This window comes from Photorhabdus bodei (genome assembly GCF_003287735.1).
GTDB classification, from domain to species: domain Bacteria; phylum Pseudomonadota; class Gammaproteobacteria; order Enterobacterales; family Enterobacteriaceae; genus Photorhabdus; species Photorhabdus kayaii.
The window spans coordinates 1-15,144 of sequence record NZ_NSCM01000052.1; the positions used below are offsets into that span (position 1 = coordinate 1).

Sequence of the window (15,144 nt, forward strand, 5' to 3'; positions counted from 1 at the left end):
TACTAAATTAATTCGTAATGAATTAACTGTTGTTCACTCTTCAAGACTTTAAAACGTATTTTTTTGTGATACGGTCTTGTGAGTGCCCACACAGATTGTCTGATTAATTGTTAAAGAGCAGGCTGAATTAAAAAATGATATTCTCATTCAGCCGGGCTGCGTATACTACGCTTTTCGCCCGCAAAGTCAAGCACTTGTTAGCTTTCTCTCTGCCCGACCTCACAATGTTTATCAGCGTTGTGTCGGTCAGTGGTGGCGCATTATAGGGCGTTCTTTGGCGTTGGCAATAATTATTTTGAAAAAAATTGATCGTTTGATTAATTCCACAGCAAATCTCTACTTTATACCTACTTACCAACAGATTTATCCACATATGGCTAGTTGGATGAAAATTTATCGAGCATCACGCAAACGTTTTCGTTACAATTCGGTGGTTAAAATCATCAAGCGATTTTATCTGACTACACTGAAATGTTATTGCAGTGCCCATTTTTTATGTCCTGATATAGTGGGTTCTTCCCAATAACATGTTACTGCCTTACAAAATCCAAGGGATCAAATCAATGCAACAGCTTCGTCCAATCCGTCGTGCCCTGCTTAGCGTTTCCGATAAATCAGGGGTTGTTGAATTTGCAAAAGCCTTATCTCAACGCGGTGTCGAATTGCTTTCTACTGGTGGCACAGCTCGTTTACTCGCTGAGTCAGATCTAAAGGTTACTGAAGTTTCAGACTACACCGGTTTTCCTGAAATGATGGATGGCCGAGTTAAGACGCTGCATCCTAAAGTACATGGTGGAATCCTTGGCCGCCGCGGACAAGATGATGAAATCATGGCGCAACACCAAATCTCACCGATCGATATGGTGGTTGTGAATCTATATCCATTCGCTCAGACCGTAGCTAAATCAGATTGTACTTTGGCAGATGCCGTTGAAAACATTGATATTGGTGGTCCAACTATGGTTCGCTCCGCGGCTAAGAACCATAAAGATGTAGCGATTGTGGTAAATAGTAAGGATTATGAAAAAATCATTGAAGAGATGGATAACAATCAGGGGTCATTAACACAATCAACTCGCTTCGATTTAGCCATTAAGGCTTTTGAACACACCGCTGCTTATGACAGCATGATTGCTAACTATTTTGGCAAGCTGGTTCCTCCTCATTATGGCGATACGACTCAACCATCAGGACGTTTCCCTCGTACTCTGAATTTGAATTTCATTAAAAAGCAGGATATGCGTTACGGTGAGAACAGCCATCAGGACGCTGCATTCTATATAGAAGAGAATCTTTCTGAATCATCCATTGCAACTGCAACTCAGTTACAAGGTAAGGCTCTTTCCTATAACAACATTGCTGATACCGATGCAGCGCTGGAATGTGTTAAGGAATTCGTGGAACCTGCATGTGTTATTGTTAAGCACGCTAACCCATGCGGTGTAGCAATTGGTAAAGATATCCACGAAGCTTATGATAGCGCATTCAAAACAGATCCAACCTCCGCTTTCGGCGGTATTATTGCTTTCAACCGCGAACTTGATATTAAAACTGCACAAGCCATTATCGACCGCCAATTCGTCGAGGTAATTATTGCCCCTTCAGTAAATAAAGATGTACTACCGGTGCTAGCTACCAAGCAAAATGTCCGCGTTCTGACATGTGGTAAATGGGAAGACCGGGCTGCTGGCCTTGATTTTAAACGAGTTAATGGTGGCCTACTGGTACAAGATCGCGATCTTGGTATGGTTGCAGTAACTAACCTACGTGTGGTTTCCAAACGTCATCCCACCGAACAAGAAATGAAAGATGCTCTGTTCTGCTGGAAGGTCGCTAAATTTGTCAAATCTAATGCCATTGTTTATGCAAAAAATGATATGACCATTGGTATTGGTGCAGGCCAAATGAGCCGTGTCTATTCCGCAAAAATTGCTGGGATTAAAGCAGCCGATGAAGGCTTGGAAGTTCAAGGATGCGCAATGGCATCTGACGCCTTTTTCCCATTTCGTGACGGCATTGATGCCGCTGCGGCTGTCGGCGTGAGTTGCATTATCCAACCCGGCGGTTCAATCCGTGACGACGAAGTGATTGCCGCGGCTGATGAACACGGTATTGCTATGATTTTCACCGGCATGCGCCATTTTCGCCACTAATCAATAGCAGGAGTTAATCTGATGAATATTTTAATTGTTGGTAGCGGTGGACGCGAACATGCGCTGGCATGGAAAGCAGCTCAATCTCCTTTAGCTGATAAAGTCTATGTCGCTCCAGGAAACGCAGGAACTGCTCTGGAAAGCAATCTCGAAAATATTGATATACCAGCGACAGATATCAACGGCTTGTTAGTATTTGCACAAAGCCATGATATTGGGCTGACTATCGTTGGACCTGAAGCGCCATTGGTGATAGGTATTGTCGATGCATTCCAAAAAGCCGGGTTGACTATTTTTGGTCCAACTCAGGCAGCCGCTCAATTAGAAGGCTCAAAAGCATTTACCAAAGATTTTCTGGCACGTCATCAAATCCCAACCGCGGCTTATCAGAATTTTACAGCCATCGAACCAGCTCTTGTCTACCTGGATAAAGTCGGCGTTCCTATTGTTATAAAAGCTGACGGACTGGCTGCGGGTAAAGGTGTGATTGTTGCGATGACACTGGAAGAAGCCCAATCCGCCATAAAAGATATGCTAGCCGGAAATGCGTTTGGTGATGCAGGCCATCGTATTGTTATTGAAGAGTTTCTAACAGGTGAAGAAGCTAGCTTTATCGTTATGGTCGACGGTAAGAATGTTATTCCGATGGCAACCAGTCAGGATCATAAACGCATAGGTGATGGTGACACGGGTCCAAATACTGGCGGAATGGGAGCCTATTCTCCCGCTCCTGTCGTCACTGATGAAATCCACCAGCGTATTATGGAAGAGATTATTTATCCTACTGTTAACGGTATGGCTGCTGAGGGTCATATCTATACTGGTTTTCTTTATGCCGGCTTGATGATAAACCAAAATGGCGAACCAAAAGTGATTGAATTTAACTGCCGCTTTGGTGATCCAGAAACGCAACCCATCATGATGCGTATGCGTTCTGATCTTGTTGAACTCTGTCTAGCTGGTGCAAAAGGAGAGCTTGCGGGTAAAACGTCTGATTGGGATGAACGCCCTGCTCTGGGTGTGGTACTCGCTGCCGGAGGGTATCCTGCTGATTATCACAAAGGGGATATTATTCATGGTTTGCCCCAACAAGAAAATGAAAGTAGCAAGGTTTTCCATGCTGGTACAGCAATGAAAGGCAATGATGTTATTACCGCAGGTGGACGCGTTCTGTGTGTTACAGCATTAGGAGAAACCATTATAGACGCACAGAAAAATGCTTACCAACAAGCAGAAAAGATTGAATGGAATCGCTGTTTTTACCGCAAGGATATCGGCTATCGGGCAATTAACCGATTGAAGTAATCATAAAACTGACGAGGGTCAGAGGCTGTCCTTCGTCGGTTCCCAACGACAAAAGTCATTATTGGCTACCAACAGTAATTCGCGGCCAGCAGGCGCTTCCAACCAAGCAATGGTTAATTGGCCGTAACTACTTTTTTCACGCTGTTCAAGCCATGACCTCGCGTAAGGTTCAAACTCAAGGGAAATCGTTTCACCTGCACAGGTAGTGACTTTACCGTTATTCCAGTGCCCTTGCACCAAACGCACATTTCCCACTCTCAACGCATCACTTAATTCAAGCGTCCGTTTAGCATTAAACTGCATACGAACAATATCATCGCTGGAAAGTGGCTCTCGTCGCGTTTTCGACTGCTTTTGCATAAAAATCACATCACCGGATTTATTCAAACGAAGTTGTTCAGATAGTGGATTTTTATCATTCAAAACTTCACGACGAATTTGGCGCAAATCTCCCTGCTTATATTCATAAAAAGTCACGACGGTATTGTCATTACGGTAGGGGCTGTAAACACTCATCAGTACCTGAGGTTTACTGTTCTGATCGTTGAGACGCCACAAGCGGACAACACCATCATCGGCAATGAATCCACTTGCGCTGAAAGAAGGTTCTTTAGGTTGATTGGTACAGGCGCTGAGCGCGAAGACGAATCCTAGTGTCATCAGCCCCTGACGAACCAACAAAAGGGGATAAATAATACCCCTTCTATTTTTTCTTTTTTGCAATGAAATTATTTAACTGCGTCTTTCAGAGCCTTACCAGCAGAGAAAGCAGGTACGTTTGCAGCCGCGATTGTAATTTCTTTACCGGTTTGTGGGTTACGACCAGTACGTTCTGCACGGTGGTTAACTTTGAAAGTACCAAAACCTACCAGTTGTACTGAATCGCCCGCTTTCAGGGATTCGGTGATTGCATTCAAAGTTGATTCCAGAGCAGCTTTTGCCTGAGCTTTAGTCAGGTCTGTGCTTTCTGCGATTGCATCAACTAATTCAGTCTTATTCATAGATTATCCTTACAGTGTGTTTATCGTTTGCAAAGCATCGAGTGCGACGGATATGCCGAATGACAGCACCCCTGCATACACGCACCGATAGCCACTTCTTTTCACCCCCCAAATGTAGAACAGAGTGGGGGCAAAAGTGAAGCCTTTGAACATGGCATTTAAAGCATTAAATCACTTTTTTTCACTTTACTGCGTTAAATTTATACCAATGTTGCTCGTTCCTGACTCCCGGAGGTCAGCTTTCAATCCTTTAATCAACTCAATATCCCGCTCTTCGCAGCTAACCAATAAGCGATAAATTTCCCATTGGATGTCCCACTCTTGTGCAATAGCAGGTAATATTTTTAGTTCTTCATCGGTCATTTCTTTTCCGGCCTGAGTCATTTCAAGCATAGCAACAGTGCGGATTGAAATTTCACTCACTGCAATTGCATGCTCCAATGTTTCACCACTCAGACGGGAGTGAATAATTTCCCCTAATGCAATACATGCATCAATTGCCGGGTACACACCGTAAATATCGTAATCATCCGCTGAGGGAATAACTTGTTCCAACTTTTCCAACTGATTATCAAAATTCACCTTGGCATCTTTTACAACTAATATTTCCCACACCAAATCCAGAATACGGCGGTAAAGAGCAGGTTCTGCAAACGCCGTCTGGCAACAGAACATCTGGTAATTTGGATACATCCGTTCGCATAGACTTGCCATAAAGGTCAGATGCTGCCAGCTTTCAAGTTTTTCCAGCCGTAAATGTATCGGGTTTCGTAACATTAGTTTTTACTCATTATGCACAATTTGCTCCGCAGTTTACCTGAAATTCAAGAATATCCACACGCTTACACCGAATTTAAGGATTTTTCTGTATCATTTGTTCAAAAAACAGCCTATTTGAGGCTATACCATCTGCCCAACGGGTTGTTTCAGGCAAGCGATAACCTTTCATACAACATTCCACCCATAGCAATGCGCTATCAAGGCTGATTCTGTGTCCGGTAGAAATATACAACGGATTACAACGTTTTTTACTTCTCCATACCCAACCAATCTGCTCCTCTTTATCAAGCAAAGGTTGGCAACTGCCGGGCTGTTCCCCCAATGGTTCACTTTCACCACATAAACGACGTTTTGCCACACCAATTGTAGGCACATTAGCTAATAAACCAAAATGGCTAGCAACACCTAAACGACGTGGATGAGCAATGCCATGACCATCCACCATTACTAGATCAGGTTTGTATTTCAACAACTGCCAAGCAGCCATTAATGCAGGATATTCACGGAAAGAGAGTAAACCGGGAATATAAGGCAGCGTAGTTTCAATTCGAGCTATCTGATATTCCACCAGTTCAAGAGCAGGATAAGAAAGAACCGCTATCGCGGCACGGGTAATTGTTCCCTGCCGTTCGAAGCCCACATCAGCACCCGCAATCAATTTAGGTGGGGAAAAATCATCATAACAGATAACCTGTTGAGCCTTTGCTATTTGTTCCTGACGTAATGCTTTCGTATTAATCATATTTTTACTGATGATATTTAGCTGAAAGTTTATGTACCGCTTCGACAAATACCCCCGCGTGTTCCGGCAGTATATCCTGATGGATACCATGACCAAGGTTAAAGACATGACCAGAACCCGTCCCAAAACCTTGCAAAATTGTCGAAACTTCCTGCTCAATCCGCTCTGGAGAGGCGTATAACATGGATGGGTCCATGTTACCCTGCAAAGCGACTTTATTCCCCACACGACGGCGCGCATCGGCAATATCTGTCGTCCAGTCCAAACCAAGCGCATCACAACCGGTTTCAGCCATTGCTTCCAGCCATTGTCCACCACCTTTAGTAAACAGTGTCACTGGCACACGACGACCTTCATTTTCACGGATCAGACCATCAACAATTTTGTGCATATAATGTAAGGAAAATTCCCGATAATCCCGCCCCGTCAGTACTCCACCCCAAGTATCGAAAACCATCACAGACTGAGCACCTGCTTTAATCTGAGCATTGAGATAAAGAATAACGCTGTCTGCTAGCTTATCCAGCAACAGATGCATTACGGTAGGTTCGGCATACATCATTTTTTTGATTTTAGTGAATGCCTTGCTGCTACCACCTTCCACCATGTAAGTTGCCAGTGTCCACGGGCTACCAGAAAAGCCTATCAAAGGAACCTGGCCCGCGAGTGCCTTACGAATCGCACGCACGGCATCCGTCACATAGCCCAACTCCATTTCCGGATCAGGCACCGGCAGCTTTTCCACATCAGCGCGGCTGAAAACAGGAGATTTAAAACGCGGACCTTCACCTGCTTCAAAATAGAGCCCCAGTCCCATAGCATCAGGAATAGTGAGAATATCAGAGAAGAGAATTGCCGCATCCAGTGGATAACGCTGCAAAGGTTGTAAAGTGACTTCACAAGCGAGCTCAGTGTTTTTACACAAAGCAATAAAATCACCGGCTTTAGCACGAGTAGCCTGATACTCAGGTAAATAGCGGCCAGCCTGGCGCATCATCCAAACAGGGGTAACATCAACGGATTGGCGTAATAAAGCTCGCAAATAACGATCATTTTTCAGCGCATTCATGACAGGCTCCATCTATATTTATTGGCCGCAACATAATCTGACTACAATGATTGAACCTCATTGTAACATGATAGGTAAATCTCTCCCGTTGAATTGCGCCAAACTGTACATCACGTATTTCGGCATAGAACAATCGTATCTTCAATCAACCGACGGGCAATAGTATTATGTGGTGGAATCAATGGTAGTTGCTCATAGTGATACCAATCTGCACTAATCAGTTCTTGCGGATCATGGCGGATCTCACCACTGTCATAATCAGCCAGAAATGCCATCATCAATGAATGAGGGAAAGGCCACGGTTGAGAAGCCACATAACGTAAATTGCGAATTTTAATATTACTCTCTTCCATCACTTCGCGGGCTACCGCTTCTTCAAGTGTTTCACCGACTTCAACAAATCCCGCAAGGACTGTATATATGCCTCTACGATGACGCTGATGTTGAGCCAGCAAAATATGATCATCCCGACGAATACCGACGATAATACAAGGTGCAATCTGCGGATAATAACGTTCGTAGCAGTGATGACACAAGCAAGCCCATTCACTGACACTATGGTGCATTTCACTACCGCAATAACCACAATATTGATGAGAGCGATAAAACTCTGCCAATTGCACTCCCCGGCCAGCTAATTGAAACAAGCCACGATCACTTGCAACAATTTGCCGTAAAGAAACCATATTTGAAGCCATTTTCTGACGGATAAGCCAAACTTTTTCGCCCTGCCACTCACCAATAGGCAAGGCTATTTTTCCTTGCAATGACCATTGGACAGCAATTCCAAAAGGTAATTCCCCTTCCGGGAGCCAAATACGATTTTCATAGCTGATAATCCACCAGCCACGTTCTGTACCTGTAATTTGTTGTTGCATCATTATGACATCATAATTACGATTAATATCTGTATAAATCATACGCTTTCTAGTCAGAAAAACATGCTTTTATTGCTATTGGTCACTACACGGCATTACAAGCATTATTCTCAGTTATCAATGTTCTTTGACTTGAGGAACACAACATCATGCCACAACTGCTTGTAGTGTTTGATCTGGATGACACCTTAATTTCCGGTGATTCCAGCGCTATATGGACAGAATTCTTATGGGAAAAAGGCATAATTACTGATCCCAGCTTTATCGAAGCAGACAAAAAAATGATGGCTGATTACAGCGCGGGTTCACTGGATATGCATGATTACCTGGTATTCAGCCTGCAAACATTGCACCAAATTCCGCAAGAACAGGTTGATATTTGGTTAGCTGAGTTCGTTAAAGAAAAAATCAGACCCCGATTTTATCCACAAGCCAAAGCCTCAATTACAGAGTATCAACAACAACAAATTCCAATCATTATTATCTCAGCTACTGTCTCTTTTATTGTAAAAAAGATTGCTATCGAATTAGGTATTCACACTGCGCTGGGCATTGATATGGTGGTGGAAAATGGCTGTTATACCGGCCAAATAGACGGTATTGCGACTTTTCGTGAAGGTAAAGTAAAACGGATAAAACAGTGGCTGGAACAGCAAAATAGTTATCCTGAGATTATTCGTTTTTACAGTGATTCAATTAATGATCTGCCAATGTGTCAATTTGCCGACGAAGTCATTACGGTCAATGCCGATGCCCATTTAAAAGCCGAAGCACACCAACATGGCTGGCAACAATTAACCTGGTCACTGTAAATACTTTCAATCAGTAAGGGTTGTAGTTTTCATAATCCCTTCTATACTACTGCTTACTTTCTTGTCGGAGTGCCTAGCGTAAGCTGTTTTATCGCAGCATACACAGGCTGAGACCGTTAATTCGGGATCCGCGGAACCTGATCGGGTTAATACCTGCGAAGGGAACAAGAGTAATCAACCGCTGTCAGCCCACCTAATTTTACAGGTCTGTCCAGCCATCAATTATTACTCCCTGCGAGCTCCAGACAAGCAACTTTCCCAATAACACAGTTAGGAATTTGCTATGTCTCATAATACCGTTATCCCTACAACCGATGTCTCACCAAAACCCAATCCGGTACGCCCACGTAAAGCGCAACGCGATGCCGCTCAAGAGTTTATTAATTCTATTCAAGGCGTGACATTCCCAAATTCACGACGAATTTATCTTCAAGGTTCCCGTGACGATATCCAAGTTCCAATGCGTGAAATCCAGCTATCGCCGACTTTAATTGGCGGCACTAAAGAAGAACCTCAGTATGAGGAAAACGAAGCCATTCCGGTTTATGATACTTCCGGCGCTTATGGCGATCCTGATTCCAAACTGGATGTACATGTTGGGTTAACCCAACTACGTCAACCGTGGATCGATGAACGCCAAGATACTGAACCTGTTGCCACCCTCAGCTCCGATTTCACTCAGCAACGCCTGGCAGATGCTGGTCTCGATCATTTACGTTTCAATAATCGCCCCTATCCATTAAAAGCTCGTAAAGACAAACGCGTTACTCAACTGCACTATGCCCGTCAAGGCATCATCACGCCCGAAATGGAATTTATCGCACTGCGGGAAAATATGGGACGTGAACGTATCCGCGGTGATGTATTACGCCAACAACATGCTGGACAAAGTTTTGGCGCTCAGTTGCCGGAAAATATCACACCAGAATTTGTCCGCCAGGAAGTCGCGGCTGGTCGGGCAATTATTCCTGCCAATATTAATCACCCTGAATCAGAACCGATGATTATTGGTCGTAATTTTCTGGTGAAGGTTAATGCCAATATCGGTAACTCTTCAGTCACCTCTTCTATTGAGGAAGAAGTAGAAAAGTTAATCTGGTCCACTCGTTGGGGCGCAGATACGGTAATGGATCTCTCCACTGGCCGTTATATCCACGAAACCCGCGAATGGATCTTACGTAACAGCCCGGTTCCTATCGGTACAGTCCCTATTTATCAGGCGCTGGAGAAAGTCAATGGCGTAGCGGAAAATCTCACTTGGGAAATATTCCGTGATACCTTGCTGGAACAAGCGGAACAAGGGGTAGATTACTTCACCATTCATGCCGGTGTATTACTGCGCTATGTACCGATGACAGCCAAACGCCTCACCGGAATTGTATCCCGCGGTGGTTCAATTATGGCGAAATGGTGTCTGTCTCATCATCAAGAAAACTTCCTTTACCAACATTTCCGTGAAATTTGTGAAATCTGCGCCGCTTATGATGTTTCCCTATCATTGGGAGACGGTCTACGCCCCGGTTCTATTCAGGATGCTAACGATAAAGCGCAGTTTGCAGAACTGCACACATTAGGCGAACTGACCAAAATTGCCTGGGAATATGATGTTCAGGTGATGATCGAAGGCCCTGGACATATTCCTATGCAGATGATCCGCCGCAATATGACGGAAGAGTTGGAACATTGTCATGAAGCCCCTTTCTATACCCTTGGTCCATTGACAACAGATATTGCCCCCGGTTATGACCATTTCACTTCCGGCATCGGTGCGGCCATGATTGGCTGGTTTGGCTGCGCCATGCTCTGTTATGTGACGCCGAAAGAGCATCTCGGCTTGCCAAACAAAGATGATGTTAAGCAAGGGCTAATTACCTACAAAATTGCTGCTCATGCCGCCGATCTCGCCAAAGGCCATCCCGGTGCACAAATCCGCGATAATGCCATGTCCAAAGCACGTTTTGAGTTTCGTTGGGAAGATCAATTTAATCTCGCGCTCGATCCCGATACTGCTCGCGCCTATCACGATGAAACTCTGCCACAAGCCTCCGGCAAAATTGCGCATTTCTGTTCTATGTGCGGGCCTAAATTCTGCTCTATGAAGATTTCTCAGGAAGTACGCGATTATGCCGCCGGTATGGAACAGATGTCTGAAACATTCCGCGCCCACGGTGGCGAGTTGTATCACAGCGTAGAGGATGTCTCTCATGAACAATCTGCCTAACGCGCCATTTGCCCCAACGGAATATAAATTGGGCCTGTATCCCGTCGTGGATTCGCTAGAGTGGATTTCCCGCTTGTTAAAAGCAGGCGTCACCACAATTCAGTTGAGAATTAAAGATCGACCAGAAGATCAGGTGGAAGAAGAGATTCAGCAAGCCATTATGCTCGGTCGCCAATATAACGCTCGTTTGTTTATTAACGACTACTGGCGACTGGCAATAAAGCATGGCGCTTATGGTGTTCATCTGGGGCAGGAAGATTTAGTTATCGCTGATCTGAACGCCATCCAAAAAGCGGGATTACGGTTAGGAATCTCTACCCACGATGAACAAGAGCTGGCACGAGCTAAATCTCTGCGTCCGTCTTATATCGCTCTCGGCCATATTTTCCCAACCACGACCAAAACGATGCCATCTTCCCCACAAGGACTGGCAGCACTAAAACGGCAAGTAGAAAACACACCAGACTATCCCACTGTCGCCATCGGCGGAATTTCTCTTGAACGCGTACCTGATGTCATTGCAACGGAAGTCGGCAGTGTGGCGCTGGTTAGTGCAATTACCAAAGCAAAGGATTGGCGCCAGGCCACCACAAAACTGCTTCATCTGATTGAAGGCGTTGCGTTAAAGGGATAGAGAGGTTCTTATGCTGAATGATCAAGAATTTATGCGTTACAGCCGACAACTGTTACTCGAAGATATTGGCCCGGAAGGGCAGGAAAAACTGAAATCCAGCCGCGTATTGATTGTCGGACTGGGAGGACTAGGCGCTCCTGCATCTCTCTATTTAGCCGGGGCAGGTGTGGGAACAATTTATCTCGCTGATGATGACCAATTGCACATCTCCAATTTACAACGGCAAATACTTTACCGCACCGAAGAGATCCCTGCCGCAAAAGCTGAACTTGCAGCCAATCAACTCAATGCATTGAATCCGCTGATAAAAACAATCATCCTTAATCAACGTCAGAACCAGGAATCTCTGACAACAATCGTGAAGCAAGTCAATCTGGTTCTCGATTGCAGTGACAACATGACAACTCGACACGCCATCAATGCCGCTTGTGTGGCAACGCGAAAACCATTGATCAGCGGCAGTGCTGTCGGTTTTAGCGGCCAACTTATGGTATTTGAACCCCCTTATCTTCATGGCTGCTATAGCTGTCTTTACCCTGAACAGGAAGAGCCATTACGAAATTGCCGGACCGCGGGTGTATTAGGTCCGGTAGTTGGTATCATCGGCACATTACAAGCATTGGAAGCCATCAAAATGTTAACTGGGCTTCCCTCTCCGTTAAGCGGCAAACTCCGACTGTTTGATGGTAAACAGCAAAGCTGGAGCACACTACAACTTAACCCGTCGCAGCAATGCCCGATTTGCGGAGATATGGCATGAAAATTACGGTAAACGACCAGCCGATGAAGCTTATGGCCCCTCTGGCTATACAGCAATTGCTAGAACAACTTGACCGAACACAACCGGGAATGGCACTGGCTATTAATCAAATCATTATTCCGCGTTCAGAGTGGAATACGCATCAAATTAATGATGGAGACAATATCCTTCTGTTTCAGGCTATTGCTGGAGGTTGATATGCTAAAAATTGCTGATACGACTTTTAATTCCCGCCTATTTACCGGTACAGGCAAATTCGCCAATGCCAATTTAATGACTCAGGCTATAGCGGCTTCCGGCAGCCCGCTTGTCACGATGGCAATGAAACGCATTGATTTGCAGAGCGGTAATGACGCTATTTTGGCACCATTGCAAAAACTTGGCGTCAAATTGCTGCCAAATACTTCTGGAGCCAAAACCGCAGAAGAGGCCCTGTTTGCCGCCCGTTTAGCCCGTGAAGCACTGGCGACGAACTGGATCAAACTAGAGATTCATCCTGATATGAAATACTTGTTACCTGACCCGATTGAAACACTCAAAGGCGCTGAAATGTTGGTCAAAGATGGGTTTGTCGTTCTGCCATATTGCAGTGCTGATCCCGTTTTGTGTAAGCGTCTGGAAGAAGTGGGTTGCGCGGCGATTATGCCTTTAGGTGCACCGATCGGCTCTAATCAAGGGTTACTAACCCGAGATTTCCTGCAAATTATTATTGAACAAGCACAAGTGCCGGTGGTCATTGATGCCGGCATCGGCGCACCAAGCCATGCATTGGAAGCGATTGAACTGGGTGCGGATGCTGTATTAGTCAACACCGCAATTGCCGTTGCACGTAATCCAGTAAAAATGGCTCAAGCCTTCAAAATCGCGATTGAAGCGGGTGAATTATCCTATCAAGCTGGCCTGGCAAGTCCGAAACAACATGCTGTTGCATCCAGTCCACTGACCGATTTTCTAGGGGCATTTTGATGATTCATCATCTTATGAGCGATAGTTTTAGTTACCGCTGGCAGCAGTTGGACTGGGATGACATTACCCTTCGCATTAATAGCAAAACCGCGCAGGATGTTGAGCGAGCATTAAGCAGTAACAAATTAAATCTGGACGATTTCATGGCCTTGCTCTCTCCGGCAGCGAAATCCTATATCGAACCACTGGCACAACGGGCACAAAAACTGACTCGTCAACGCTTCGGTAACACCGTTGGTTTTTATGTACCGCTTTATCTCTCCAATTTGTGTGCCAATGATTGCACCTATTGCGGGTTCTCAATGAGTAACCGCATCAAACGCAAGACACTCAATAAAGATGAAATTATTGCCGAATGTCAGGCGATTAAAGCGCTGGGCTTCGACAATCTGTTATTAGTCACCGGAGAACATCAGGGCAAGGTCGGTATGGATTATTTCCGCCGCTATCTGCCACTTATCCGCGAATATTTCAGCTCAATAATGATGGAAGTTCAGCCTATGACACAGGAAGAGTATTCTGAACTGAAAACCCTGGGGTTAGATGGTGTGATGGTTTATCAGGAGACCTATCATGAACCAACTTACCTGCTACATCATCTACGGGGTAAGAAACGGGATTTTCACTGGCGATTAGAAACACCCGATCGCCTTGGTCATGCTAAAATCGATAAAATCGGTTTAGGAGCGCTAATTGGCCTCTCTAGTCATTGGCGAACAGACTGCTATATGGTGGCGGAGCATTTATTCTTTCTGCAACGTACATATTGGCAAAGCCGTTACTCTATTTCATTCCCACGTTTGCGACCTTGTGCTGGAGGCATTGAGCCCGCATCGCTGATGAGTGAAGCAGAACTGGTACAACTGATTTGTGCTTTTCGTCTATTTGCGCCAGATGTTGAGCTTTCTATTTCTACTCGTGAATCTCCATTCTTCCGCGATCACGTCATACCACTGGCAATCAACAATGTTAGTGCCGGTTCTAAAACCCAACCCGGTGGTTACGCAGATAATAGCCACGAAGAATTGGAGCAATTTATGCCGCATGATAACCGTTCTGTTTATCAGGTTGCAGACGTATTAATTAAAGCTGGGTTACAACCTGTCTGGAAAGATTGGGATAGTTATTTAGGTCGATAATTTAATTTTTTCTCTTTTCAAATAATTCGAGTTTAGGTAAAAGACTTTAACAGGTAATAACTCCACGCAATAGGAATTAATATAAAAAACTGTCTGGTGCCAATACCAGACAGTAATAAACCAATCTCAATAAGATTAAAACGAGAATAAAAAAATAATTACAGATTATAAAACACATCAATTTTAGCAATAAAAAAGAGCTAATCTTCACTAATTAAAATATCATTTTATTCCCCCTCACTTTAATCAATTAAAAAACAATCGCAGATAAAATAATATATAATTATCTATAACAAACTTTCCTTATTGTAATTAAAATGAAACTATACTCTATGGATTTCAAGATGCATCGCGACGGCAAGGGAGCGAATCCCCGGGAGCATAGATAACTATGTGACCGGGGTGAGTGAGTGCAGCCAACAAAGAAGCAACTTGAAAGATGACGGGTATATAATTCTCACTCTATTATTTCGATATACATTGGACATCATAAAAACATAACATAATAATTCATCACATTATATTACTTATCATCATTATCACCTACAAAAATAATTTCCATGCAAAATACCTTTCCTGACCTATACGTATATTTCTCACAGAAACAAGAGTATGAAAATCCAGCTTATACCTATATTGAATAAATAAAAAATACTATATTTACTGTATATATTTTAACTTCCC

At 44.2% G+C, this 15,144-nt stretch carries 15 protein-coding genes and 1 riboswitch; of the genes, 9 read left to right on the top strand and 6 right to left on the bottom strand.

Going from position 1 to position 15,144, the window contains the following annotated elements; genetic code table 11:
* Positions 1 to 563 precede the first annotated feature (563 nt).
* Both purH and purD read left to right on the top strand, forming a co-directional pair.
* On the top strand, positions 564 to 2,153 hold the full coding sequence (gene purH, locus CKY02_RS19895; protein WP_112896636.1) for a bifunctional phosphoribosylaminoimidazolecarboxamide formyltransferase/IMP cyclohydrolase: 1,590 nt from the start codon (positions 564 to 566) through the stop codon (positions 2,151 to 2,153).
* A gap of 21 nt (positions 2,154 to 2,174) precedes the next feature.
* On the top strand, positions 2,175 to 3,458 hold the full coding sequence (gene purD / locus CKY02_RS19900; protein WP_112896637.1) for a phosphoribosylamine--glycine ligase: 1,284 nt from the start codon (positions 2,175 to 2,177) through the stop codon (positions 3,456 to 3,458).
* 18 nt (positions 3,459 to 3,476) lie between these two features.
* On the opposite strand, the gene CKY02_RS19905 is transcribed toward purD, so the two are convergent.
* The 6 genes from CKY02_RS19905 to nudC all read right to left on the bottom strand — a co-directional run bounded on the left by CKY02_RS19905 (position 3,477) and on the right by nudC (position 7,928).
* On the bottom strand, positions 3,477 to 4,118 hold the full coding sequence (locus tag CKY02_RS19905) for a DUF1481 domain-containing protein (RefSeq protein WP_112896638.1): 642 nt from the start codon (positions 4,116 to 4,118) through the stop codon (positions 3,477 to 3,479).
* A gap of 68 nt (positions 4,119 to 4,186) precedes the next feature.
* Positions 4,187 to 4,459 (bottom strand): nucleoid-associated protein HU-alpha, encoded by a 273-nt coding sequence (gene hupA / locus CKY02_RS19910; RefSeq protein ID WP_012776594.1) that lies wholly within the window; start codon positions 4,457 to 4,459, stop codon positions 4,187 to 4,189.
* A 186-nt stretch (positions 4,460 to 4,645) separates the two neighbouring features.
* The gene (locus tag CKY02_RS19915; RefSeq protein WP_112896639.1) at positions 4,646 to 5,236 is read right to left on the bottom strand and encodes a YjaG family protein; all 591 of its coding nucleotides are present in this window, start codon (positions 5,234 to 5,236) and stop codon (positions 4,646 to 4,648) included.
* Between the two features lie 76 nt (positions 5,237 to 5,312).
* Positions 5,313 to 5,981 (bottom strand): deoxyribonuclease V, encoded by a 669-nt coding sequence (nfi, locus tag CKY02_RS19920; protein ID WP_112879208.1) that lies wholly within the window; start codon positions 5,979 to 5,981, stop codon positions 5,313 to 5,315.
* Positions 5,982 to 5,985: 4 nt separating this feature from the next.
* Positions 5,986 to 7,050 (bottom strand): uroporphyrinogen decarboxylase, encoded by a 1,065-nt coding sequence (gene hemE / locus CKY02_RS19925; RefSeq protein WP_112896640.1) that lies wholly within the window; start codon positions 7,048 to 7,050, stop codon positions 5,986 to 5,988.
* 110 nt (positions 7,051 to 7,160) lie between these two features.
* Positions 7,161 to 7,928: an NAD(+) diphosphatase gene (gene nudC, locus CKY02_RS19930; protein WP_112896656.1), complete on the bottom strand. Its 768-nt coding sequence runs from the start codon at positions 7,926 to 7,928 to the stop codon at positions 7,161 to 7,163.
* Between the two features lie 149 nt (positions 7,929 to 8,077).
* Here nudC and CKY02_RS19935 point away from each other — a divergent pair, with 149 nt between their 5' ends.
* The 7 genes from CKY02_RS19935 (at position 8,078) to thiH (ending at position 14,460) form a co-directional block, all read left to right on the top strand.
* Positions 8,078 to 8,740, top strand: a complete 663-nt coding sequence (locus CKY02_RS19935) for an HAD family hydrolase (RefSeq protein WP_112896641.1) — start codon at positions 8,078 to 8,080, stop codon at positions 8,738 to 8,740.
* Between the two features lie 55 nt (positions 8,741 to 8,795).
* Positions 8,796 to 8,921: riboswitch (TPP riboswitch) on the top strand.
* Between the two features lie 102 nt (positions 8,922 to 9,023).
* Positions 9,024 to 10,961 (top strand): phosphomethylpyrimidine synthase ThiC, encoded by a 1,938-nt coding sequence (gene thiC / locus CKY02_RS19940; protein WP_112896642.1) that lies wholly within the window; start codon positions 9,024 to 9,026, stop codon positions 10,959 to 10,961.
* Positions 10,945 to 11,595, top strand: a complete 651-nt coding sequence (gene thiE / locus CKY02_RS19945) for a thiamine phosphate synthase (RefSeq protein WP_162120750.1) — start codon at positions 10,945 to 10,947, stop codon at positions 11,593 to 11,595. Before thiC ends, thiE begins: the two co-directional genes overlap by 17 nt.
* Before the next feature lie 10 nt (positions 11,596 to 11,605).
* Positions 11,606 to 12,355 carry a HesA/MoeB/ThiF family protein gene (locus CKY02_RS19950; RefSeq protein ID WP_112896644.1) on the top strand — a complete coding sequence of 250 codons (750 nt, stop codon included), beginning with the start codon at positions 11,606 to 11,608 and terminating at the stop codon, positions 12,353 to 12,355.
* Positions 12,352 to 12,552: a sulfur carrier protein ThiS gene (gene thiS / locus CKY02_RS19955; RefSeq protein ID WP_112896645.1), complete on the top strand. Its 201-nt coding sequence runs from the start codon at positions 12,352 to 12,354 to the stop codon at positions 12,550 to 12,552. Before CKY02_RS19950 ends, thiS begins: the two co-directional genes overlap by 4 nt.
* Before the next feature lies 1 nt (position 12,553).
* Entirely contained in the window at positions 12,554 to 13,321 is a 768-nt protein-coding gene (locus CKY02_RS19960; protein ID WP_112896646.1) for a thiazole synthase, read from the top strand.
* A 14-nt stretch (positions 13,322 to 13,335) separates the two neighbouring features.
* The gene (gene thiH / locus CKY02_RS19965; RefSeq protein ID WP_112896657.1) at positions 13,336 to 14,460 is read left to right on the top strand and encodes a 2-iminoacetate synthase ThiH; all 1,125 of its coding nucleotides are present in this window, start codon (positions 13,336 to 13,338) and stop codon (positions 14,458 to 14,460) included.
* The last annotated feature ends 684 nt before the right edge of the window (positions 14,461 to 15,144 follow it).

Coding starts and splice junctions, on each gene's coding strand:
- purH (WP_112896636.1), top strand. CDS start 564: ATGCAACAGCTTCGTCCAATCCGTCGTGCCCTGCTTAGCGTTTCCGAT.
- purD (WP_112896637.1), top strand. CDS start 2,175: ATGAATATTTTAATTGTTGGTAGCGGTGGACGCGAACATGCGCTGGCA.
- CKY02_RS19905 (WP_112896638.1), bottom strand. CDS start 4,118: ATGACACTAGGATTCGTCTTCGCGCTCAGCGCCTGTACCAATCAACCT.
- hupA (WP_012776594.1), bottom strand. CDS start 4,459: ATGAATAAGACTGAATTAGTTGATGCAATCGCAGAAAGCACAGACCTG.
- CKY02_RS19915 (WP_112896639.1), bottom strand. CDS start 5,236: ATGTTACGAAACCCGATACATTTACGGCTGGAAAAACTTGAAAGCTGG.
- nfi (WP_112879208.1), bottom strand. CDS start 5,981: ATGATTAATACGAAAGCATTACGTCAGGAACAAATAGCAAAGGCTCAA.
- hemE (WP_112896640.1), bottom strand. CDS start 7,050: ATGAATGCGCTGAAAAATGATCGTTATTTGCGAGCTTTATTACGCCAA.
- nudC (WP_112896656.1), bottom strand. CDS start 7,928: ATGCAACAACAAATTACAGGTACAGAACGTGGCTGGTGGATTATCAGC.
- CKY02_RS19935 (WP_112896641.1), top strand. CDS start 8,078: ATGCCACAACTGCTTGTAGTGTTTGATCTGGATGACACCTTAATTTCC.
- thiC (WP_112896642.1), top strand. CDS start 9,024: ATGTCTCATAATACCGTTATCCCTACAACCGATGTCTCACCAAAACCC.
- thiE (WP_162120750.1), top strand. CDS start 10,945: ATGAACAATCTGCCTAACGCGCCATTTGCCCCAACGGAATATAAATTG.
- CKY02_RS19950 (WP_112896644.1), top strand. CDS start 11,606: ATGCTGAATGATCAAGAATTTATGCGTTACAGCCGACAACTGTTACTC.
- thiS (WP_112896645.1), top strand. CDS start 12,352: ATGAAAATTACGGTAAACGACCAGCCGATGAAGCTTATGGCCCCTCTG.
- CKY02_RS19960 (WP_112896646.1), top strand. CDS start 12,554: ATGCTAAAAATTGCTGATACGACTTTTAATTCCCGCCTATTTACCGGT.
- thiH (WP_112896657.1), top strand. CDS start 13,336: ATGAGCGATAGTTTTAGTTACCGCTGGCAGCAGTTGGACTGGGATGAC.